Here is a 20,672-nt window from a genome sequence, read left to right as displayed (position 1 = left end):
TATCTGCCGAAGCAGACGCACTATTCATCGAGTGCCCACACTTATCGGTTGTCTAGTTTTTAAAGATCAATCGCATCGAACTTCGCTTCGTCGCACACTTACCGCGCCGTCGCTTCGTTTTCTGCGTCGCTGCATCTGCAGCAGAGAAGCAAGATTATGTCGCAGCTTCTCGTCGTCGTCAACAGTTTTTTTCGCTTTCTTCGCTCGCCGCCGTAGCGACTCACAAGCTCCAAAACCCCTAACCACCAGGCTTTCCAGCCCGTCGCCTCCACCGCTTCGCCGCTTTCGCTGCGTCGCCGTCGTTGCGAGAGACGGAATATTAGTGAAAACCCCGAACGCTGGCAAGCCCTTTGTGAAAATAATTTGAAAACCCATGAAAAAACCCCGCCATGTGACATGGCGGGGCCTTTCAACCGACCTCGGCACCCGCAGCCGTCAGCCCATGGCGGGGCTCAGGACTTCTTGCCGAAGTAGCGCGCGAAGATGGCGTCATATGTGCCATCCGCCTTGATCGCCTCGATGCCCTTGTTGATCTTGCCCAGCAACTCGGCATCCCCCTTGCGTACTGCGATGCCGTAGTACTCCTTGGGGAAGCTGCTGTCCGAGACCGTGCGCAACTTGGCATCCGGATTGTTGGCAACGAAGTTCACCACGACCCCGTTGTCGGCCACCACCGCGTCCACGCCCCCGGCCTCCAACTCCTTCATGGCGAGCGGTGTGCCCTCAAAGCGCTTGACCGACGGATTGTTCTTGCCCATGAGCTTCTGCACCACCTCGTCGCCCGTGGTGGCCGTCTGCACGCCCACCTTGAGCGACTTCAGATCGTCGAACTTCTGCACGGTCGAGTTCAGCGGCACGGCAATCAACTGCGACGCCTCGAAGTAAGGCGCCGAGAAATCCATCTGCTTACGACGCTCGTCGGTGATCGTGATCGCCGAAATCAGAATGTCCCTATCGCCCTGAACCAGCGAATTGAAGATGCCCTCGAACGGCGTATTGACGAAACGCACGGAGATGCCCGCCTTGTCCGCGACCGCCTTCATCACATCGATGTCGAAGCCGGCAATCTGCCGGGTATCGGTTTCGAATTCGAATGGCGCGTAGGCCGCGTCGGTACCGACAACGTATACAGGCTGCGCGCCGTCCGCTCCCGCCGACCGGCCCGCCGTCGATTCTTCCTTCTTCCCGCAGGCACTCAACAGCAGCCCCGAGGCCACGACTAAGGCCAGCGCAAATGTGCGTCGGTTGATCGACATCGTTTTGTCCCTTGCTGAAAAAACCGGCAGCCTATCATAGGACGACCTCCCCGCAGGAGGTCGCCACGGTACTTCACGCCAGAATCAGCGATGCTTGAAAACCGGTTTGCGCTTCTCGACGAACGCGGCCATGCCTTCCTTCTGATCCTCGAGCGCGAAGAGCGAATGGAACATCCGGCGCTCGAACTGCACGCCTTCGTCGAGCGTTGACTCGAATGCGCGGTTGACGGCTTCCTTCGCCGCCATCACGACCGGCAACGAGTATTCGCAGATGGTGTTGGCCGCGCCGATCGCTTCGTCGAGCAGCGTCTCGATCGGTACCACGCGCGATACCAATCCGGCTCGCTCGGCCTCGGTGGCGTCCATGAAGCGCGCGGTCAGGCACATGTCCATGGCCTTGGCTTTCGACACGGCGCGCGTCAGACGTTGTGTGCCGCCGGCGCCCGGAATCACGCCAAGCTTGATTTCCGGCTGGCCGAACTTGGCATTCTCCGCGGCGATGATGAAATCGCACATCATCGCCAGTTCGCAGCCGCCGCCAAGCGCGAAACCCGATACGGCCGCGATGACCGGCTTGCGAATACGGCGAACCGTTTCCCAGTTGCGCGTGATGTAGTCGCCTTTGAATACATCCGCGAAGGTGTATTTCGACATCATGCCGATGTCCGCACCCGCAGCAAATGCCTTCTCGCTACCGGTAATCACCATGCAGCCGATGGCTTCGTCGGCATCGAACGCCGTGAGCGCGGTGCCCAGTTCGTCCATCAGCGCATCGTTCAGCGCGTTGAGCGCTTTCGGACGATTCAGCGTGATCAGGCCGACGCGGCCGCGCGTTTCCACCAGAATATTCTCGTACGTCATCCTCTTCTTCCTCCAGTCAAAGTCTCGTCTTTTGTTTCGGGGGCCGGCGCACTCAGGAAATCGATACCCTGACAGTCACCGGAAACAGGCATCAGGCGATGGACACACCGTCGGCTCGCAACAGCGCTGCGGCGCACACGGCGAGCAGGGGTAACAAGACCCGCCAGGCGTCGACTGCAGTGGTTAGGCATGATGCCATCGATCCCCCGGCCACGCACCTGCCGTTCCGCCAAGCAGACGACCCGCGCTCCGCGCCGAGTCACCGCCACGACCGCCGGGGCACAGCCTCATCACCGTCATCGCCACCGCCTACGCTCAACTCTCCAGACGCCACCAAAGTCGTCGGGGAAAACCCGGCATCATCGTGTGCCACGCCCGGAAGATTTGGTGCTATATTAACAAACCAACCGGTCGGTTAATTAATGTCGATGAAAGCGATCGACGACGACCCGGTGCCGTCACCTGCGTCTTGCCGCCCGTCGGCAGACAGCGAATCCGCCAGCCGCATCCCGACACGGACAGATCCACAACCATGACTCATCCCCTCTTCGCCAAACACCAAGAGACTCTCGAGCGCGCCCTTCAGGCCATCGCCACGCGTGGTTACTGGAGCCCGTTTACGGAAATGCCGAGCCCGCGTGCTTATGGCGAGACGGCCGCCGCCGACGGCGAAGCCGCTTTCAAACAGTATCTGAATGCCGCCTTCCCGCTGGAACAGCGCGGCAGCACGGGTAGCGTCGGCCAGGAGGTCTCGCCGTTCGGCTTCGCGCTCGGCACGACGTATCCCGGTTTCGAGATCGACGCCCTGCTGGCCCGCGTGAGCGACGCCCACAAGGCATGGCGCGCCGCCACCCCGGACGCCTGGGTCGGCGTGTCGCTGGAAATTCTCAAGCGCCTGAACGCGCGCAGCTTTGAAATCGCCAATGCCGTGATGCACACGACGGGCCAAGCGTTCATGATGGCCTTCCAGGCCGGCGGCCCGCACGCGCAAGACCGCGGCCTCGAAGCCGTGGCCTATGCATGGGACGAACTGCGCCGCATCCCGGCGGGCGCCTATTGGGAAAAGCCGCAGGGCAAGAACCCGCCGCTCGCCATGAAAAAGCGCTACACGGTCGTGCCGCGCGGCGTGGCGCTGGTGCTCGGCTGCTGCACGTTCCCGACGTGGAACGGTTATCCGGGCCTGTTCGCCAGCCTGGCCACCGGCAACGCCGTGATCGTCAAGCCGCATCCGGGCGCGATCCTGCCGCTTGCCATCACGGTGAAGATCGCACGTGAGGTCCTGCGCGACGCCGGTTTCGATCCGGATGTCGTGACGCTCGCAGCCACCAACCCGAACGACGGCGCCATCGTCCAACAACTGGCCACGCGCGGTGAAGTGCGCGTGATCGACTTCACCGGCAGCACCGCCAACGGCGACTGGCTGGAGACCCACGCGCGTCAGGCGCAGGTCTACACCGAGAAGGCCGGCGTGAATCAGATCGTGATCGATTCGACGGACGACCTGAAGGGCATGGCCCGCAACATTGGCTTCTCGCTGGCCTTGTATTCGGGCCAGATGTGCACCGCGCCCCAGAACATCTACATTCCGCGCGACGGCATCCAGACGCCCGACGGCAAGGTGTCGTTCGAGGAAGTGGTCGCCGCCATCGCGGGCAGCGTGCAGAAGACGTGCAGCGACCCGGCCAAGGCCGTTGAGCTGCTCGGCGCGATTCAGAACGAAGGCGTGCTCGCTCGCATCGACGACGCCCGCAAGGTCGGACGCGTCGTGCTCGACAGCCAGGCGCTCCAGCACCCGGCCTTCGCCGACGCCCGCGTGCGCACGCCGTTGATCGTCGCGCTCGATGTGGCCGACGAAGCCACCTACACCCGCGAGTGGTTCGGCCCGATCGCGTTCGTGATCGCCGTGGACAACAGCGCCCAGGCGTTCGCGCTGGCCGGACGCACCGCCGCGCATCATGGCGCGCTCACGCTGTCGGCCTACACCACGTCCGCCGAGGGCGAAGCCCAGGCGCTCGACGCCGCCATCGAAGGGCGCGTGGCCCTGTCGCTCAACCTGACGGGCGGTGTGTTCGTGAACCAATCCGCAGCCTACTCGGATTACCACGGCACGGGCGGCAACCCAGCCGCCAACGCGAGCCTGGCCGACGCCGCCTTCGTCGCGAATCGCTTCCGTGTCGTGCAAAGCCGCCACCATGTGCCGGCCAAGTCCGACGCCGGCGCTGCCTGAGCCTCCGATACATCTATATATAGATAAGGGAACGGGAAGCCTTGCGCTACGCGCGCCGCCGGGCACGCCGAGCAAGCCCCGCCCCCAAGACAAGACAAGACAAGACAGGAACGAACGATCATGACCGAAGCCTTCATCTGCGACGCGATCCGCACCCCCATCGGCCGCTACGGCGGCGCCCTGAAGGACGTACGCGCCGACAACCTCGGCGCGGTTCCCCTCAAGGCGCTCATGGCGCGCAACCCGAACGTCGACTGGACCCTGATCGACGATGTCATCTACGGTTGCGCCAATCAGGCCGGTGAAGACAACCGCAACGTGGCCCGCATGGCGTCGCTGCTCGCCGAACTTCCGATCGACGTACCGGGCGCCACGCTCAACCGCCTGTGCGGCTCGGGCATGGATGCCATCGGCACCGCCGCACGCGCCATCAAGGCGGGCGAAGCGGGACTGATGATCGCCGGCGGCGTCGAATCGATGACCCGCGCACCGTTCGTGATGGGCAAGGCCGACAGCGCGTTTTCGCGTCAGGCCGCGATCTTCGACACGACCATCGGCTGGCGTTTCATCAACCCGCTGATGAAGGCGCAGTACGGCGTGGATTCGATGCCGGAGACGGCCGAAAACGTCGCCGACGACTTCAAGATCAGCCGCGAAGATCAAGACCGCTTCGCCGTGCGCAGCCAGGAGAAGGCGGCGCGCGCGCAGGCCGACGGCACGCTCGCGCAGGAAATCACACCGGTCTCGATCGCGCAAAGGAAGGGCGATCCGATCGTCGTCGACCGTGACGAGCATCCGCGCGCCACGAGCCTCGAAGCGCTGGCCAAGCTCAAGGGCGTGGTCCGTGCGGACGGCACCGTGACCGCGGGCAATGCCTCCGGCGTGAACGACGGCGCGTGCGCGCTGTTGCTCGCGAGCGAGAGCGCCGCCAAGCTGCACGGCCTCACGCCGCGCGCGCGCGTGCTCGGCATGGCAACCGCCGGTGTGCCGCCGCGCATCATGGGCATCGGGCCAGCCCCGGCCACGCTCAAGCTGCTGCGACAATTGAACATGACGCTGGATCAGTTCGACGTGATCGAACTGAACGAAGCCTTCGCGAGCCAGGGTCTGGCGGTGTTGCGTCAGCTCGGCGTTGCCGACGACGACGCCCGCGTGAACCCGAACGGCGGCGCGATTGCGCTGGGCCACCCGCTGGGTGCCTCGGGCGCACGTCTGGTCACCACGGCGATGTATCAGTTGCACCGAACCGGCGGACGCTACGCGCTGTGCACGATGTGCATCGGCGTGGGCCAGGGCATCGCGATCGCCATCGAGCGCCTCTGATCGCGAACCCTGCCCCGCTCATTCGATATCACGACACCCGGAGGAAGACACCGATGACCGCCACGGTTCAACTGACGCTGCAAGCCAACGTCGCGACGATCACGCTCAACCGACCCGAGAAGCTCAACAGCTTCACGCGGGAGATGCATGCGGCGTTGCGCGATGCCCTTGATACCGCCCAGGCACAAGGGGCGCGCGCCATTGTGCTGACCGGTGCCGGACGCGGCTTCTGCGCCGGCCAGGATCTGGCGGATCTGGACTTCACGCCGGGTGCCTCGACCGATCTCGGGGCGCTGATCGACGAAAACTTCAACCCGCTCGTGCGCAAACTGCGCGCGATGCCGCTGCCGGTGATTGCCGCAGTGAACGGCATCGCGGCGGGCGCGGGCGCGAATCTGGCGCTCGCCTGCGACATCGTGCTTGCGGGAGCGTCGGTCAACTTCCTGCAGGCGTTCGTGAAGATCGGTCTGCTGCCCGACACCGGCGGCACGTGGTTCCTGCCGCAACGTGTCGGCATGGCGCGCGCGATGGGGCTGGCGATGCTCGGCGACAAGCTCTCGGCCGAACAAGCCGAGCAGTGGGGCCTGATCTGGCGCTGCGTCGACGATGACGCGCTCCTGCCCGAAGCACAGAAGCTCGCCGCGCAATTGGCGTTGCAACCCACGAAGGCCCTCGCCACCATCAAGGAGGCGCTGTACGCCTCGGCGACCAACACGCTTGACCAGCAACTCGATCTCGAACGCGACGGACAGCGCGCGCTCGGCGCCTCGTACGACTATGCCGAAGGCGTGAACGCGTTTCTGGAGAAGCGCGCGCCGAAGTTCGAAGGCCGCTGATCGACCGACACCATAACAACACGAGAGACACGATGAGCCAGACCTCCCCCGCCCCCAAGGCAACCAGTGAGATGACACCGGAAGAACTCGCCCGCGCCACGGGCGAATCGATGTACCGCAGCGACCGCGCGAGCCAGTGGCTCGGCATGGAGTTGCAGGAAGTGCGTCCGGGCTATGCACGCATGACGATGCGTATTCGCGACGAATTCCTCAACGGTCACGCCATCTGCCACGGCGGCTTGATGTTCACGCTGGCCGACTCGACCTTTGCCTTCGCGTGCAACAGCTACAACATCAACACGGTCGCCGCCGGGTGCAGCATCGAGTTCCTGAAGCCGGTCTCGGGGGGCGACACGCTCACCGCCGAGGCGCAGGAGCAGGTGCTCTCGGGGCGTCACGGAATCTACGACATTCGCTTGACGAACTCGGCCGGTGAAGCCGTCGCGATGTTCCGCGGCAAGTCCGCGCAAATCAAGGGCAGCGTCGTCTGACAAGGCCCGGCAGCACGCGCATCCAGGCACGGGTTCGCGAGTCACACACGTATCAGTGAGTATTAGTAAGTAGCCAGTCCCAAGGAGACAGTCATGACCACCGCCTTGCCGCTCGAGCCGATCGAGAAAGCGAGCCTCGACGAACTGCGCGCCCTTCAGCTCGACCGTCTGAAGACGACGTTGCGGCATGCCTATGAGAATTCGCCGGTGTATCGCCGGAAGTTCGATGAGGCAGGCGTCCACCCGGACGATCTGACCTCGCTGGCCGATCTGGCCAAGTTCCCGTTCACGACGAAGCAGGATCTGCGCGACAGCTATCCGTTCGGCATGTTTGCCGTGCCGATGGAGCAGGTCTCGCGCGTGCATGCGTCGTCGGGCACCACCGGCAAGCCGACGGTCGTGGGATACACGGCCAACGACATCAGCACGTGGGCCGATCTGGTTGCGCGCTCGATCCGTGCCGCCGGGGCGCGTCGCGGCGACAAGGTGCACGTCAGCTACGGCTACGGGCTGTTCACGGGCGGGCTCGGTGCGCACTACGGCGCCGAGCGTGCCGGGTTGACGGTGATCCCGTTCGGCGGCGGCCAGACCGAGAAGCAGGTACAACTGATCCAGGACTTCAAGCCGGACATCATCATGGTCACGCCGAGCTACATGCTCGCGATTGCCGACGAACTCGAGCGTCAAGGCCTGGTGGCCGCCGAATCGTCGTTGCGCATCGGCATCTTCGGCGCGGAGCCGTGGACGAACGACATGCGCTCGGCCATCGAGAAGCGCATGGGCATCGACGCGGTCGACATCTACGGTCTGTCGGAAGTGATGGGCCCCGGGGTCGCCAGCGAATGTGCCGAGACCAAGGACGGCCCGACGATCTGGGAAGATCACTTCTACCCCGAGATCATCGATCCAGTGACCGGAGAGGTGTTGCCCGACGGCGAGTTCGGCGAACTGGTGTTCACCTCGCTCACGAAGGAAGCGCTGCCGATCATCCGCTACCGCACGCGCGATCTCACGCGTCTGCTGCCGGGCACGGCGCGCACGATGCGCCGCATGGAGAAAATCACCGGCCGCTCCGACGACATGATGATCATTCGCGGCGTGAACGTCTTCCCGTCGCAAATCGAGGAGCTGCTGCTGCGCCAGCCGTTGCTCTCGCCGCACTATCAGATCATCCTGGACAAGGAAGGCCCGATGGACACGATGGCCGTTGAAGTCGAGGCGGCCGTCGGCTGTCACGACGACGCCGCGCTGCAATCGGCGGGCGGCGAACTCAAGCGCGACATCAAGACGCTCATCGGCGTATCGTGCTCGGTGCGCGTGAAGCCGGTCGGCGGCATCGAGCGCTCGGTGGGCAAGGCGCGCCGGGTTTTGGACAATCGGGTGCGATAAGCGCCGGCCACGTCCGTCACGATGAAAAAAAGCCCGCGATCGATTCGCGGGCTTTTTCGTTGACGCTCGACGCTCACTGATTGGGCAAGAACACCCACATACGGCCGCTCTGGCGCATCCGCCCGGCCAGATCGCCGGCGTCGTCGCCCAGCCCCCAGAAGAAATCGGCGCGCACGCCGCCCTTGATGGCGCTGCCGGTGTCCTGCGCGAACATCAACCGGTTGATCGGGGTATTCGCCTGGGCACCGAACGGCGGGCGCGTGGTCGCGAGGAACACCGGGCTGCCAAGTGGGATCGAGGCCGGATCCACCGCGATCGATCGCTCCGCCGTGAGCGGCACGCCCAGGGCGCCCACCGGCCCCTCGATACCGCCCACGCCGTGATTCGGCATCTCGCGGAAGAAGACGAAACGCGGGTTCACGTCGAGCAAGGCATCGACGCGCGACGGATTGGCACGCGCCCACGCGCGAATCCCCTGCATCGTCGCCTGCGCGGGCGTAATCTCGCCATGATCGATCAGCCAGCGCCCGATCGACTTGTATGGCTGGTCGTTGTTACCCGCGTAGCCCACGCGCATGACCGTGCCATCGTCGAGCAACACCTGCCCCGAGCCCTGCACCTGCAGGAAGAAGGCTTCGACCGGATCGTCGACGTACACCAGCTCGTGGCCGCGCAGGATGCCGCTGCGCATGAGTTCGGCGCGCGCGGGCAGCGATCCGGCCCGGCGCCCGGTGGGCCATTTGTAAAGCGGTGTCTGATACACGCCGCCACGCACGCGCGAGCCATGCAGCAACGGCTCGTAGTAGCCCGTGATCAGTCCCGTCTGCGTGCCGTCGGCGTTCGCGATGCGAAACGGCGTAAAGTATTGTTCGAAGAACTGCCGGACCGCAGCCGGATCCAGATCGTCGATACGCTCGGACGCGCGGCAGGCAGGTTGCCAGTGGGTTTGACGGCCGAGCTTCACGCAGCTCTGGGCGAGCGCGAGGCGCGCGCCGATGAGCGAGTCGTCCTGCCAGCCGTCGACCTGCGACCACGACACGGGCTGCATGCGGCCCGCGCCCGACGGCGGCGTGGCCACGGTCGACGGCGGCGTGCCTGGACGAGACGTGCCCGTCGGAGGCACACTCGAACAACCGTAGAGCAATGCGGCAAACGCGGCGAACGCCAGGCCCCGGCCGGCGCGCCACCGCCCGAACTTCGTCAGGAAGAGCGTCATGGGTAATCTGTTCGATGAATATCCGGCCTTGCTGGTCTTGCCGGAGGTGTTGCTGGCGATCGCGATCGTCGCCGCGATTGTGGTGATGCGTCGCAAGCCGTCGCCTACACGCAGGGTTCGCCAGATGCGCGCGACCCGGCCGATGCCGAGCGATACCGTCGACCCGGTGGATGAGCGCGATCGGGACGCGGCCGCAAGCGCGGCCGACGATCCGCTCAAACGCGAAGACTGGTCCGACGACCGCCGCTGACGCCCGAACGATGCGCGCATGCCCGGCTCAGTGCAACGTGCGCGGCATGGTCAGCGCGAATTCGGCGATGGGAACGTCGAAACGCGTGCCATCCTCGGCCACGCAAAAGTACTCGCCGCGCATGGTGCCGACCGGCGTGGCGACCATCGCCCAGCTCGTGTACTCGAACTGCTCGCCGGGTTGCAGGAACGGTTGATGGCCGATCACGCCCAGGCCGTTGACTTCCTGCACATGGTTATCGCCGTCGGTAATCACCCAATGGCGCGAGATCAGTTGTGCCGGCACTTCCCCGCTGTTTCGAATCGTGATCGTGTAGGCAAAGGCGAATTGCTGCCGATCCGGTTCCGATTGCTCCGGGAGGTATTGCGGGCGCACTGTGACGGTAAATTCATACTGGCTCATCGAGTGTTCCTGTAGCGCATGCGTGCTCTCTGGTGGCGTTTTGCAACGCATTCTGCGGCAAGTCGTCGCGGGTCGCAACCGGCAAACACGCCAGTCGGCGACCGATTCGAAGGGTACGGGCGCCCGCCGGTTCGGTCCACGGCCGGCAGGCATCAAGCGAAAGCTTTAAAATGTCGATTTTGACGCCCTTCCCCCGCCCGCCATGACGCAATTCTGTATCGCCCCCAGCATCCTGTCCGCCGACTTTGCCCGGCTGGGCGAAGAAGTCCGTAACGTCGTGGCGGCAGGCGCCGACTGGATTCACTTCGACGTGATGGACAACCATTACGTTCCCAACCTCACCATCGGCCCGATGGTGTGCGAGGCGATCCGCCCTCACGTGGACGTGCCGATCGACGTGCATCTGATGGTACGCCCAGTCGATCGCATCGTGCCCGATTTCGCCAAGGCGGGCGCGAACCTGATCACGTTCCACCCGGAAGCGTCGGAACATGTCGACCGCACACTCTCCCTGATTCGCGACAACGGTTGCAAAGCCGGCCTCGTATTCAACCCGGGCACGCCGCTGCATTACCTCGACCACGTGATGGATCGTCTCGATATGGTGCTCATCATGTCGGTGAACCCCGGCTTCGGCGGCCAGTCGTTCATTTCCGAAGCGCTCAACAAGCTGCGCGCCGTGCGTGCCCGCATCGACGCCTACACGGCCGAGACCGGTCGTGAGATTCGTCTGGAAATCGACGGCGGCGTGAAGGTCGAGAACATCGCCGAGATCGCGGCCGCCGGGGCGGACACGTTCGTCGCCGGCTCCGCCATCTTCGGCAAACCCGACTACAAGGCGGTCATCGACCAGATGCGCGCCCAACTGGCGAGCGTGGCATGACCGATACCCAAGACCTTCAGCTGGACGGCATTCGCGCGGTGCTGATCGACCTCGACGGCACGCTCGTTGACACGGCGGGCGACTTCGGCATGGCGCTGAACGCCATGCTGGCCGATCTGGGCGCAGCGCCCGTGCCGACCGAGCGCCTGATGACGTTCGTCGGCAAAGGCACCGCCAATCTCATCCGCAAGACCCTCGCCGAGCGCTTCGCCGACGCCGAGATCGACGACCTGTTCGAACGGGCACAGGACAAGTACGAAGCCGTCTACACGTCGATCAATGGCGCGCACACGACGCTCTATCCCGAAGTGCGCGAAGGACTGGCCGCCTTGCGCGCCGCCGGTCTGCCCGTGGCCTGCATCACCAACAAGCAACATCGCTTCGCAGTCGGGCTGCTCGCGCATTACGACCTGACCGATCAGTTCGACCTCGTGTATGGCGGCGACTCGTGGCCCAGGCGCAAGCCGGACCCGATGCCGCTCGTCAAGGCGTGCGAAGTCTTCGGCGTGTCGCCGGCGCAAGCCGTGCTGGTCGGGGACTCGGGCAACGACGCCCAGGCGGCCCGCGCGGCCGGCTGCCGATCGTTGACCGTGCCTTATGGCTACAACCATGGCGAATCTGTACAAACAATCGACACGGATGGTATAGTCGGCTCCATTCTGGGCGCCGCCCGGGCGATTTTGCCCAAGGCTACGCCCGCACTGGCGAGCTGAGTTCGCCATCTTCCACACTGCATTCAAGCGCATGTTCCTGAACAAGAAACGGAGTCTGAGCGTGATCGACCGGGGGGCCTGGCCCTGGCGACGCTGGTCCTGCTGAACCCTTCCAAGGGGTGGCCGGGACCGCTGAAGTTCGTCTTCGGCAACCCGTTTCTTGCATCGTTGTTGTTCCCAAGACGTCATACCTCGGCGCACTGTTTCACACAGTGCGCGGGTTCGCCGAGCCGCGGCAAGCGCCATCGCATCGCATTGCCGGTGCGCGCGCGTTCGCCGCGGCGCCTCTTGGGTCAGCCCCCCACCCCGACACGACTCAGGTATTCTCAACGCCAATCCACGCCGAATTTGCGGGAACACCCGCCGGCAAACTTGCAGGCAGAGTGCAATATGACCGAACTCGAATTCAAATCGCTGGCCAACCAAGGCTTTAACCGCATTCCGCTGATCGCCGAGGCGCTGGCCGATCTCGACACGCCGCTCTCGCTGTATTTGAAGCTCGCGCTGGGCGATCGGCGCGGCGCGAACACCTTCCTGCTCGAATCGGTAGTCGGCGGCGAACGCTTCGGCCGCTACTCGTTCATCGGCCTGTCGGCCCACACGCTGCTGCGCAGCTTCGGCCCGAAGACCGAAGTCGTACGTGACGGCGTCGTCGTCGAGACGCACGACGGCGACCCGCTGACGTTCATCACCGAGTTCCAGGCACGCTTCAAGGTGGCCCTGCGCCCGGGCATGCCGCGCTTTTGCGGCGGTCTCGCGGGCTACTTCGGCTACGACGCCGTGCGCTATATCGAGAAGAAACTGGCGCACACCACCCCGCACGACGACCTGAACCTGCCCGACATCCAGTTGCTGCTCACCGAAGAACTCGCCGTGATCGACAACCTGACCGGCAAGCTCTACCTCATCATTTATGCGGACCCGACCCAGCCCGAAGCGTTTTCGAAGGCTCGCCTGCGTCTACGCGAGCTGCGCACTCGCCTGAAGGCGCCGGTCGACGCGCCGGTCACGTCCGGCAGCGTGCGCACCGAAACCTTCCGCGAATTCGCCAAGCCGGACTACCTCGCGGCCGTGGCGAAAGCCAAGGACGCCATCGCCGCCGGCGAGCTGATGCAGGTGCAAGTGGGCCAGCGTCTTATCAAGCCCTATCGCGACGCCCCGCTCTCGCTCTACCGTGCCCTGCGCTCGCTCAATCCGTCGCCGTACATGTACTTCTACAACTTCGGCGACTTCCAGGTGGTCGGCGCATCGCCCGAGATCCTCGTGCGACAGGAGCGTCGGCAAACGCCCGACGGCGAGCAGGAAATCGTGACGATTCGCCCGCTTGCCGGCACGCGTCCGCGTGGCGCCACGCCCGAGCGCGACGCCGAACTGGCCACCGAGTTGCTTGGAGATCCGAAGGAAATCGCCGAACACGTCATGCTCATCGATCTGGCGCGCAATGATGTCGGTCGCATTGCCCAAACAGGCACCGTCGAAGTCACCGACAAGATGGTGATCGAGAAGTACTCGCACGTGCAGCACATCGTGAGCTCGGTGGAAGGGCGGCTGCAACCGGGGCTATCGAACATCGACGTGCTGCGCGCGACGTTCCCGGCCGGCACGCTCACCGGCGCACCGAAGGTTCGCGCGATGGAACTGATCGACGAACTCGAGCCGGTCAAGCGCGGCCTGTATGGCGGCGCCGTGGGCTACCTCTCGTTCGGCGGCGAAATGGACGTCGCCATCGCAATCCGCACCGGCGTCGTCAAGGACGGCAATCTCTATGTGCAGGCCGCGGCCGGCATCGTGGCCGACTCGGTGCCCGAATCCGAATGGCAAGAGACGGAAAACAAGGCGCGCGCCGTGCTGCGGGCGGCCGAGCAGGTGCAGGACGGCCTCGACGCCGAATACTGATCCGTGCGGCGCAGCCTTCCAGGCGCCGCGCCGCCGCATCGATGTCACGCCTGCGCCCGTTTGAGACGCAGCGGCCTCGGTAATATCGGCCGGGTGCAATAGAGGAATAAGCAGGGCTCCGAATCGAACCTCGACTCGGAGCCCTTGTTGATTTAGCACAAGCGTTCGCCATTTACACCCCCTCCCGCATACGCCCTGCGGCGTTGCCGCGCTATAGTGAAGTGTCCGTCGGGAGGTTGGGACTTCTATGGCGAAACCCTGCAATTCACCCAGGCGTTCGGGCGTCGCGAACACCGCCGCGATGCCCGTGATTGCCGCGCTCGTCACGACTCTGCTTGGCGGCTGCGTTTCGCTGGCACCCCGCTACGAACGCCCGGCACCGCCCGTGGCCGACGTGTGGCCCCCGGATGTCGGCACGTCGCCCGCCACGGCGGCCGCGCAGTCGGCGTCCGGGCTCGACTGGCGCGAGTATTTCGCCGATCCCCGGTTGCGCGGGCTCATCGACACCGCCTTGGCCAACAATCGCGATCTGCGCGTCGCGCTCGCCCGGGTCGAACAAGCGCGAGCGGTGTACGGGATTCAACGCGCCGATCTGCTTCCGTCGCTCGGCGTGGGGGCCAGCCAGACACGTCAACGTCTGCCCGGCGATCTCAGTCTCACCGGCAACCCCTATATCAGCAGCCAGTATCAGGTCGGCCTCGGTCTGTCGACGTGGGAACTGGACTTCTGGGGGCGGATCCGCAATCTGAAGGATGCCGCGCTCGACGACTATCTGGCGTCCGATGCCGCCAGGCGTGCGCTGGCGCTCAGCCTGATCTCGCAGGTCGCGCTAACGTGGCTGAGCCTGCGCGAACTCGACGAGCGCATCGCCTTGGCGCAGCAGACGGTCGACAGCCGCGCCGAGTCGCTGCGCATTTTCACGCGCCGCGAGCAAGTCGGCGCGACCTCGAAGCTCGATCTCACCGAAGTCACGACCCTCTGGCAGCAGGCCCGCGCGCTCGTCGCGCAACTCCAGCAACAGCGTGCCGCACAGGCCCACGCGCTGCAGGTGCTCGTGGGCGCGCCGATCGACACGTCTGCGCCGGCCCTCGACACCACGGTCGACGACGCCCGTCTGATGCGCGAACTCGACCCCGGCCTGCCGTCCTCGTTGTTGGAAGACCGGCCCGACATCATCGCGGCGGAATATCAGTTGCGCGCGGCACACGCCAACATCGGCGCGGCGCGCGCGGCGTTCTTCCCGCAGATCACGCTCACCGGCTCGGTGGGCACGGCGAGCAGCGCGCTCGACGGTCTGTTCAAGGCCGGAAGCGCCGCCTGGACGTTTACGCCAAGCTTCAGCCTGCCGATCTTCCAGGGCGGACGCCTCGTCAACAATCTCGACCTCGCCGAAGCGCAGCGCGTGGCGTCGGTCGCGAATTACGAGAAGACGATCCAGGGGGCATTTCGCGATGTGGCCGACGCCCTGAGTGCGCGCCGCTGGTTGGCCGATCAGGTCACGATCCTGCAAGCCACGCAGGACGCCCAAGCCGAGCGCGCACGGCTCGCCAAGCTGCGCTACGACCACGGCGCGGCCGCGTTTCTCGAAGTGCTCGACGCCCAACGCGACCTCCTCGCCATCGAGCAACAGACCGTGCAGACCCGCCGCGCGCTGCTCTCCGCACGGGTGTCGCTCTACACGGCGCTCGGCGGCGGCAGCCGGCTCATGCCCGCGGCGGATGCCCCGGGCGGGCCGTTCGCTCGCACACCGCGCGTCATCGTGCCGCCACCTGCTGGCCCGGCCGGCGCAGCGAGTCCGGCGAACACCGCGCCGGCCGCTCACTAAATATCCGAGGTCAGCCCCCATGACGCTCCCCAACGCCAAGACGCTGGTTCCCGCACTGATCGTGCTCGCCGTGATCGGTCTGGGTTGGTATGGATGGACGACCTTCCGAAACGCCGGCCCGGGAAAAGGGTTTGCCAGCGGGAACGGCCGCATCGAAGCCACCGAAGTCGACATCGCCACCAAGCTCGGCGGGCGTGTCGACGCCATCTACGTTCGGGAAGGCGATTTCGTGAAGGCGGGCCAGGTGCTTGCCAAGATGCAGATCGACACGCTCAACGCGCAGCGCGATGAAGCCAGCGCCCAGTATCGACAGGCCGTGACCAACGTCGCGGCAATTCGGGCGCAGGCCGCCGCGCGCGTGTCGGACAAGGCGACCGCCGAGGCAAACGTGGCGGCACGCGAGGCCGAACTGGATGCCGCCGGGCGGCGTCTGTCGCGCTCGGAGACCCTGTCGAAAGAAGGCGCGTCGTCGGTGCAGGAGCTGGACGACGATCGTGCGCGCGTTCGCAGCACGCGCGCCGCCGTCACCGCGGCGCGCGCGCAGGTCGCCGCCGCGCAATCGGCCGTGGAAGCGGCCAACGCCCAGGTCATTGGCGCGAAATCGACGGTCGAAGCCGCGCAGGCCACCATCCACCGTATCGAAGCCGACATTGCCGACAGCGAACTCAAGGCGCCGCGCGACGGCCGCGTGCAATTTCGCGTGGCCCAACCCGGCGAAGTGCTGGCGGCGGGCGGCAAGGTGCTCAACCTCGTCGACCTGTCGGATGTCTACATGACGTTCTTCCTGCCGGAAACGGTGGCCGGCCGTCTCGCCATGGGCGCCGACGTTCGCATCGTGCTCGACGCGGCGCCCCAGTACGTCATTCCCGCGACCCTGTCCTTTGTCTCCAGCACGGCGCAGTTCACGCCGAAGACCGTCGAGACCGAGAGCGAGCGCCAGAAGCTGATGTTCCGCGTGCGCGCGCAGATTGCGCCCGAATTGCTGCAACAGCATCTGAAGCTCGTGAAGACGGGCCTGCCCGGCGTCGCTTGGGTGAAGACCGACAGTCAGGTGCCGTGGCCAACCCAACTGCAGACGAAGCTGCCGCAGTGAGCCGCGCATCATGACGGTGCCTCCTTCACCTTCGCCTTCGCTGTCGTCCCCGCCCGGCAGCCGCTTACCGCCGGTGGTGCATGTCGCCGGCGTGACGCTGCGTTACGGCCGCAAGACGGTTGCGCTGGACAACGTCAGCCTGGACCTCCCCGCCCACGGCATGGTCGGTCTGATCGGTCCCGACGGCGTCGGCAAGTCCACCCTGCTGTCGCTCATCGCGGGCGCCAGGGTGGTGCAAACGGGCACGGTCGAAGCGCTCGGCGGCGACATGGCGAGCAAGGCACACCGCGACCGCGTGTGTCCGCGTATCGCCTACATGCCGCAAGGGCTCGGCAAGAATCTTTACCCGACGCTCTCCGTCGAAGAGAACCTGCAATTCTTCGCTCGGCTCTTCGGTCATGACGCCCCGGAGCGTCGCCGCCGCATCGATGACCTCACGCACAGCACGGGCCTGCACGCGTTTCTCGACCGGCCGGCGGGCAAGCTCTCGGGGGGCATGAAGCAGAAGCTCGGGCTGTGTTGCGCGCTGATTCACGATCCCGATTTGCTGGTGCTCGACGAGCCCACAACGGGTGTGGATCCGCTCGCACGCGCTCAGTTCTGGGAGTTGATCGCGCGGATTCGTCGCGCGCGACCGACGATGAGCGTGATCGTCGCCACCGCGTATATGGATGAGGCACAGCGCTTCGACTGGCTCGTCGCCATGGACGCGGGCAAGGTGCTCGCGACCGGCACGCCCGCCGAGTTGCTTGCGCACACGCGGCGAGACACTCTGGAAGCGGCGTTCATCGACCTGCTGCCTGCGGAGAAGACGCGCGGCTACGAGCCCGTCGCGATCCCGCCGCTGCCGATCGACGAGCACACGGAGATCGCCATCGAAGCCAAGGACCTCACGATGCGCTTCGGCGATTTCGTTGCGGTCGACCACGTGGACTTCCGCATTCGCCGCGGCGAGATCTTCGGCTTCCTCGGCTCGAACGGTTGCGGCAAGACCACCACGATGAAGATGCTCACCGGCCTGCTGCAAGCGAGCGATGGCCAGGCCTGGCTCTTCGGCCACGAAGTCGATCCGAAGGACATCGGCACGCGCCGCCGCGTGGGCTATATGTCCCAGGCGTTCTCGCTCTACACCGAGCTGACGGTGCATCAAAACCTCGTGCTGCACGCCAGGCTGTTCCATGTGCCCGAGGCCGAGGTCGGCGCACGCGTGGCGGAGATGGCGCGCCGCTTCGGTCTGGCGGACGTGCTCGGCGCACTGCCCGACACCCTTGCGCTTGGCATGCGTCAGCGCCTGTCGCTCGCCGTGGCGATGGTGCACAAGCCCGAACTGTTGATTCTCGATGAGCCGACGTCGGGGGTCGATCCGATCGCGCGCGATAACTTCTGGCGTCTGCTGGTGGCATTGTCGCGCCGGGATCGCGTGACCATCTTCATCTCCACACACTTCATGAACGAGGCGGAGCGCTGCGACCGCATCTCGTTGATGCACGCGGGCAAGGTGCTCGTGTCCGATCCGCCCGCGAAGATCACGCACGACAAGGGCGCGGCTACGCTCGAGCAGGCCTTCATCGATTATCTGGTCGAAGCGGGTGGCGGTGCATCGCTGGCGCCAGCATCGCCTGACACGACCAACCCGCCTGAATCAACTGTCTTCGTCGAAACGGGGCCCCCTCAGCACAAGGCATTCTCCCTCGGCCGCCTGCTCAGCTATCTCTGGCGCGAGACGCTGGAGCTGCAGCGCGACCCTGTGCGCGCCACGCTTGCGCTGGTGGGCTCGCTCGTGTTGATGCTGGTGATGGGCTACGGAATCAGCATGGACGTGGAAGATTTGCGCTACGCCGTGCTCGACCGCGACCAGACCACGTTGAGCCAGAACTACGCGCTCAATATCGCGGGGTCGCGCTACTTCATCGAGCAACCGCCCATCAAGGACGACGCCGATATGGACCGGCGACTGCGCGACGGCGAACTGGCGCTGGCCATCGAGATCCCGCCGGGCTTCGCACGCGACGTGTTACGCGGCAAGGCGGTCGAGATCGGCGCATGGATCGACGGGGCAATGCCGATGCGCGCCGAGACGGTGCAGGGCTACGTGCAGGGGATGCACCAGACCTGGCTGGCGGATCAGTCATTGCACCGCCTCGGCGTGCGTCCGACGGCGTCGCTCGACATCGAGACCCGGTATCGCTATAACCCCGATGTGAAGAGTCTTCCCGCGATGGTGCCGGCCGTGATTCCACTGCTCTTGTTGATGCTGCCCGCCATGCTCACGGCCCTGTCGGTGGTGCGGGAAAAGGAACTCGGTTCGATCCTGAATCTGTACGTAACACCGGTCACCCGCACGGAATTCCTGATCGGCAAGCAAATTCCGTACGTTGCACTTGCCATGCTGAACTTCCTGCTCATGGCGATCATCGCGGTGACGCTGTTCGGCGTGCCGATCAAGGGCAGCTTCCTGACGCTCGTGAGCGCCGTCTTCATTTTCAACGTCGTCGCCACGGGCATTGGCCTGCTGGCGTCCACCTTCACCCGCAGCCAGATTGCGGCGCTGTTCTTCACGATGATCGGCACCATGATTCCGGCGATCCAGTTTTCCGGGATGCTCACGCCGGTGCCTTCGATGGAGGGCTCGGGCCGGATCATCGGCGAGATCTATCCGTCGAGCTACATGTTGATCATCAGCCGCGGCGTGTTCAACAAGGCGCTCGGGTTTTCCGATCTCGGCAACGCGTTCTGGCCGATGATGATCGCGGTGCCCGTGGTACTGGGCGCCACGATCCTGCTGCTCAAAAAACAGGAGTCGTGATGGCAAGCCCGACGCCGCCGCAGGCCGCTCGTCCCGATGCACCGCCACAGGATCCGCATCCGTGGTCGCGACATCTGGCGAACATTTATCGGCTCGGCGTCAAGGAGCTATGGAGTCTGGCGCGCGATGCGATGATGCTGGTGCTCATTGTCTATACGTTCACGGCATCGGTCTATTCCGCTGCGACAGCACTGCCCGACACCCTGCATCTCGCGCCCATCGCGATAGTGGACGAAGACGTTTCGCCGCTCTCGCAGCGCATCATCTCGGCGTTCTATCCGCCGCAGTTCACCACGCCGCGCATGATTACGGCGAACGCCGTCGACCGGGGCATGGACGAAGGCGCGTACACGTTCGCGTTGAACATTCCGCCGAATTTTCAGCGCGACTTGCTGGCGGGACGGGCGGCCGAAGTCCAGCTCAATGTCGACGCCACGCGCATGAGTCAGGCGTTCACCGGCAGCGGCTATGTGCAACAGATCGTCTCGGCGGAGGTGCGCGAGTTCCTCCAGCGATACCGGTCGAACCCGGCATTGCCGATCGATCTGGCGTTGCGCGTGCGCTTCAACCCGACGCTGGAGCGCGCGTGGTTCGGCGCGCTCATGGAGATCGTCAACAACATCACGATGCTCTCGATCATCCTCACGGGCGCCGCCCTCATTCGCGAGCGCGAGCACGGCACGATCGAGCATCTGCTGGTCATGCCGGTGACACCGACCGAAATCATGGCGGCGAAGATCTGGTCGATGGGATTGGTGGTGCTGATCGCCGCCGCCATGTCGCTTTGGCTGATCGTGAGCGGTGCGCTGCATGTGCCGATCGGCGGGTCGGTGGCACTGTTCCTGCTGGGGGCAACGCTGCACTTGTTCGCCACCACGTCGATGGGAATTTTTCTCGCGACGCTAGCGCGGTCGATGCCGCAGTTCGGCATGTTGCTGATTCTGGTGCTGCTGCCACTGGAAATGCTCTCGGGCGCGAACACGCCGCGCGAGAGCATGCCGCCCCTGGTGAAGGACATCATGCTGGCCGCGCCCACTACGCATTTCGTCGAACTGAGTCAGGCCATCCTGTTCCGAGGGGCTGGGATCGGCGTGGTGTGGACGCAATTCATGGCGCTCGCACTCATCGGGGCCGTGCTCTTCGCCATCTCACTGCGACGGTTTCGTCGCACGCTCAGTTCTATGGCTTAACGCGTGCGATGGCTG

At 65.0% G+C, this 20,672-nt stretch carries 17 protein-coding genes; 13 read left to right on the top strand and 4 right to left on the bottom strand.

Annotated features, from left to right (window positions below; genetic code table 11):
• Nucleotides 1-452: 452 nt before the first annotated feature.
• Nucleotides 453-1,256 (bottom strand): basic amino acid ABC transporter substrate-binding protein, encoded by an 804-nt coding sequence (locus PSO31014_RS14885; protein ID WP_150552288.1) that lies wholly within the window; start codon nt 1,254-1,256, stop codon nt 453-455.
• A gap of 84 nt (nt 1,257-1,340) precedes the next feature.
• Nucleotides 1,341-2,117, bottom strand: coding sequence for an enoyl-CoA hydratase (locus tag PSO31014_RS14880; protein ID WP_150552287.1), 777 nt, complete (start codon nt 2,115-2,117; stop codon nt 1,341-1,343).
• A 532-nt stretch (nt 2,118-2,649) separates the two neighbouring features.
• Here PSO31014_RS14880 and paaN point away from each other — a divergent pair.
• From paaN to paaK, 5 genes are all read left to right on the top strand, one after another.
• Complete coding sequence (paaN, locus tag PSO31014_RS14875) at nt 2,650-4,344, top strand: phenylacetic acid degradation protein PaaN (RefSeq protein WP_150552286.1); 1,695 nt, start codon at nt 2,650-2,652, stop codon at nt 4,342-4,344.
• A gap of 120 nt (nt 4,345-4,464) precedes the next feature.
• The gene (gene pcaF, locus PSO31014_RS14870) at nt 4,465-5,667 is read left to right on the top strand and encodes a 3-oxoadipyl-CoA thiolase (protein ID WP_150552285.1); all 1,203 of its coding nucleotides are present in this window, start codon (nt 4,465-4,467) and stop codon (nt 5,665-5,667) included.
• A 53-nt stretch (nt 5,668-5,720) separates the two neighbouring features.
• Nucleotides 5,721-6,503: a 2-(1,2-epoxy-1,2-dihydrophenyl)acetyl-CoA isomerase PaaG gene (paaG, locus tag PSO31014_RS14865; RefSeq protein WP_017233191.1), complete on the top strand. Its 783-nt coding sequence runs from the start codon at nt 5,721-5,723 to the stop codon at nt 6,501-6,503.
• A gap of 32 nt (nt 6,504-6,535) precedes the next feature.
• Nucleotides 6,536-6,994 (top strand): hydroxyphenylacetyl-CoA thioesterase PaaI, encoded by a 459-nt coding sequence (gene paaI, locus PSO31014_RS14860; RefSeq protein ID WP_174976524.1) that lies wholly within the window; start codon nt 6,536-6,538, stop codon nt 6,992-6,994.
• Nucleotides 6,995-7,087: 93 nt separating this feature from the next.
• Nucleotides 7,088-8,383: a phenylacetate--CoA ligase PaaK gene (gene paaK, locus PSO31014_RS14855; protein WP_150552284.1), complete on the top strand. Its 1,296-nt coding sequence runs from the start codon at nt 7,088-7,090 to the stop codon at nt 8,381-8,383.
• A gap of 73 nt (nt 8,384-8,456) precedes the next feature.
• On the opposite strand, the gene mltA is transcribed toward paaK, so the two are convergent.
• Nucleotides 8,457-9,599 carry a murein transglycosylase A gene (gene mltA / locus PSO31014_RS14850; protein WP_246176648.1) on the bottom strand — a complete coding sequence of 381 codons (1,143 nt, stop codon included), beginning with the start codon at nt 9,597-9,599 and terminating at the stop codon, nt 8,457-8,459.
• Here mltA and PSO31014_RS22710 point away from each other — a divergent pair.
• Nucleotides 9,598-9,849, top strand: coding sequence for a hypothetical protein (locus PSO31014_RS22710; protein ID WP_246176647.1), 252 nt, complete (start codon nt 9,598-9,600; stop codon nt 9,847-9,849). The two genes, mltA and PSO31014_RS22710, sit on opposite strands and share 2 nt — an antisense overlap.
• A 27-nt stretch (nt 9,850-9,876) precedes the next feature.
• Here the strand turns inward: PSO31014_RS22710 and apaG are convergent, their stop codons facing one another.
• The gene (gene apaG, locus PSO31014_RS14845; protein WP_130027213.1) at nt 9,877-10,251 is read right to left on the bottom strand and encodes a Co2+/Mg2+ efflux protein ApaG; all 375 of its coding nucleotides are present in this window, start codon (nt 10,249-10,251) and stop codon (nt 9,877-9,879) included.
• Between the two features lie 202 nt (nt 10,252-10,453).
• On the opposite strand from apaG, the gene rpe reads away from it, so the two are divergent.
• The 7 genes from rpe (at nt 10,454) to PSO31014_RS14810 (ending at nt 20,657) form a co-directional block, all read left to right on the top strand.
• Nucleotides 10,454-11,134, top strand: coding sequence for a ribulose-phosphate 3-epimerase (rpe, locus tag PSO31014_RS14840; RefSeq protein ID WP_150552283.1), 681 nt, complete (start codon nt 10,454-10,456; stop codon nt 11,132-11,134).
• A complete protein-coding gene (locus PSO31014_RS14835) occupies nt 11,131-11,847 on the top strand; it encodes a phosphoglycolate phosphatase (protein WP_150552282.1) in 717 nt (238 codons plus the stop codon). Before rpe ends, PSO31014_RS14835 begins: the two co-directional genes overlap by 4 nt.
• Nucleotides 11,848-12,237: 390 nt before the next feature.
• Entirely contained in the window at nt 12,238-13,743 is a 1,506-nt protein-coding gene (gene trpE / locus PSO31014_RS14830; RefSeq protein WP_150552281.1) for an anthranilate synthase component I, read from the top strand.
• A gap of 301 nt (nt 13,744-14,044) precedes the next feature.
• Nucleotides 14,045-15,568, top strand: a complete 1,524-nt coding sequence (locus PSO31014_RS14825; RefSeq protein ID WP_150552280.1) for an efflux transporter outer membrane subunit — start codon at nt 14,045-14,047, stop codon at nt 15,566-15,568.
• Nucleotides 15,569-15,587: 19 nt separating this feature from the next.
• Nucleotides 15,588-16,661 (top strand): HlyD family secretion protein, encoded by a 1,074-nt coding sequence (locus PSO31014_RS14820; RefSeq protein ID WP_150552279.1) that lies wholly within the window; start codon nt 15,588-15,590, stop codon nt 16,659-16,661.
• A 10-nt stretch (nt 16,662-16,671) separates the two neighbouring features.
• Nucleotides 16,672-19,467, top strand: coding sequence for a ribosome-associated ATPase/putative transporter RbbA (rbbA, locus tag PSO31014_RS14815; RefSeq protein ID WP_174976523.1), 2,796 nt, complete (start codon nt 16,672-16,674; stop codon nt 19,465-19,467).
• A complete protein-coding gene (locus tag PSO31014_RS14810; protein ID WP_246176646.1) occupies nt 19,467-20,657 on the top strand; it encodes an ABC transporter permease in 1,191 nt (396 codons plus the stop codon). The genes rbbA and PSO31014_RS14810 overlap by 1 nt, the downstream gene beginning before the upstream one ends.
• Nucleotides 20,658-20,672 lie beyond the last annotated feature (15 nt).

The organism is Pandoraea soli, assembly GCF_902459595.1.
GTDB lineage: Bacteria > Pseudomonadota > Gammaproteobacteria > Burkholderiales > Burkholderiaceae > Pandoraea > Pandoraea cepalis.
This window is presented reverse-complemented; position numbering and strand designations above follow the sequence as displayed.

Bases quoted from the DNA above. Each gene is read 5' to 3' on its own strand.
- paaI (WP_174976524.1), top strand. From the start codon at position 6,536: ATGAGCCAGACCTCCCCCGCCCCCAAGGCAACCAGTGAGATGACACCG.
- mltA (WP_246176648.1), bottom strand. From the start codon at position 9,599: ATGACGCTCTTCCTGACGAAGTTCGGGCGGTGGCGCGCCGGCCGGGGC.
- PSO31014_RS14885 (WP_150552288.1), bottom strand. From the start codon at position 1,256: ATGTCGATCAACCGACGCACATTTGCGCTGGCCTTAGTCGTGGCCTCG.
- paaN (WP_150552286.1), top strand. From the start codon at position 2,650: ATGACTCATCCCCTCTTCGCCAAACACCAAGAGACTCTCGAGCGCGCC.
- PSO31014_RS14820 (WP_150552279.1), top strand. From the start codon at position 15,588: ATGACGCTCCCCAACGCCAAGACGCTGGTTCCCGCACTGATCGTGCTC.
- PSO31014_RS14835 (WP_150552282.1), top strand. From the start codon at position 11,131: ATGACCGATACCCAAGACCTTCAGCTGGACGGCATTCGCGCGGTGCTG.
- PSO31014_RS22710 (WP_246176647.1), top strand. From the start codon at position 9,598: ATGGGTAATCTGTTCGATGAATATCCGGCCTTGCTGGTCTTGCCGGAG.
- PSO31014_RS14810 (WP_246176646.1), top strand. From the start codon at position 19,467: ATGGCAAGCCCGACGCCGCCGCAGGCCGCTCGTCCCGATGCACCGCCA.
- trpE (WP_150552281.1), top strand. From the start codon at position 12,238: ATGACCGAACTCGAATTCAAATCGCTGGCCAACCAAGGCTTTAACCGC.
- PSO31014_RS14880 (WP_150552287.1), bottom strand. From the start codon at position 2,117: ATGACGTACGAGAATATTCTGGTGGAAACGCGCGGCCGCGTCGGCCTG.
- apaG (WP_130027213.1), bottom strand. From the start codon at position 10,251: ATGAGCCAGTATGAATTTACCGTCACAGTGCGCCCGCAATACCTCCCG.
- paaG (WP_017233191.1), top strand. From the start codon at position 5,721: ATGACCGCCACGGTTCAACTGACGCTGCAAGCCAACGTCGCGACGATC.
- paaK (WP_150552284.1), top strand. From the start codon at position 7,088: ATGACCACCGCCTTGCCGCTCGAGCCGATCGAGAAAGCGAGCCTCGAC.
- rpe (WP_150552283.1), top strand. From the start codon at position 10,454: ATGACGCAATTCTGTATCGCCCCCAGCATCCTGTCCGCCGACTTTGCC.
- PSO31014_RS14825 (WP_150552280.1), top strand. From the start codon at position 14,045: ATGCCCGTGATTGCCGCGCTCGTCACGACTCTGCTTGGCGGCTGCGTT.
- pcaF (WP_150552285.1), top strand. From the start codon at position 4,465: ATGACCGAAGCCTTCATCTGCGACGCGATCCGCACCCCCATCGGCCGC.
- rbbA (WP_174976523.1), top strand. From the start codon at position 16,672: ATGACGGTGCCTCCTTCACCTTCGCCTTCGCTGTCGTCCCCGCCCGGC.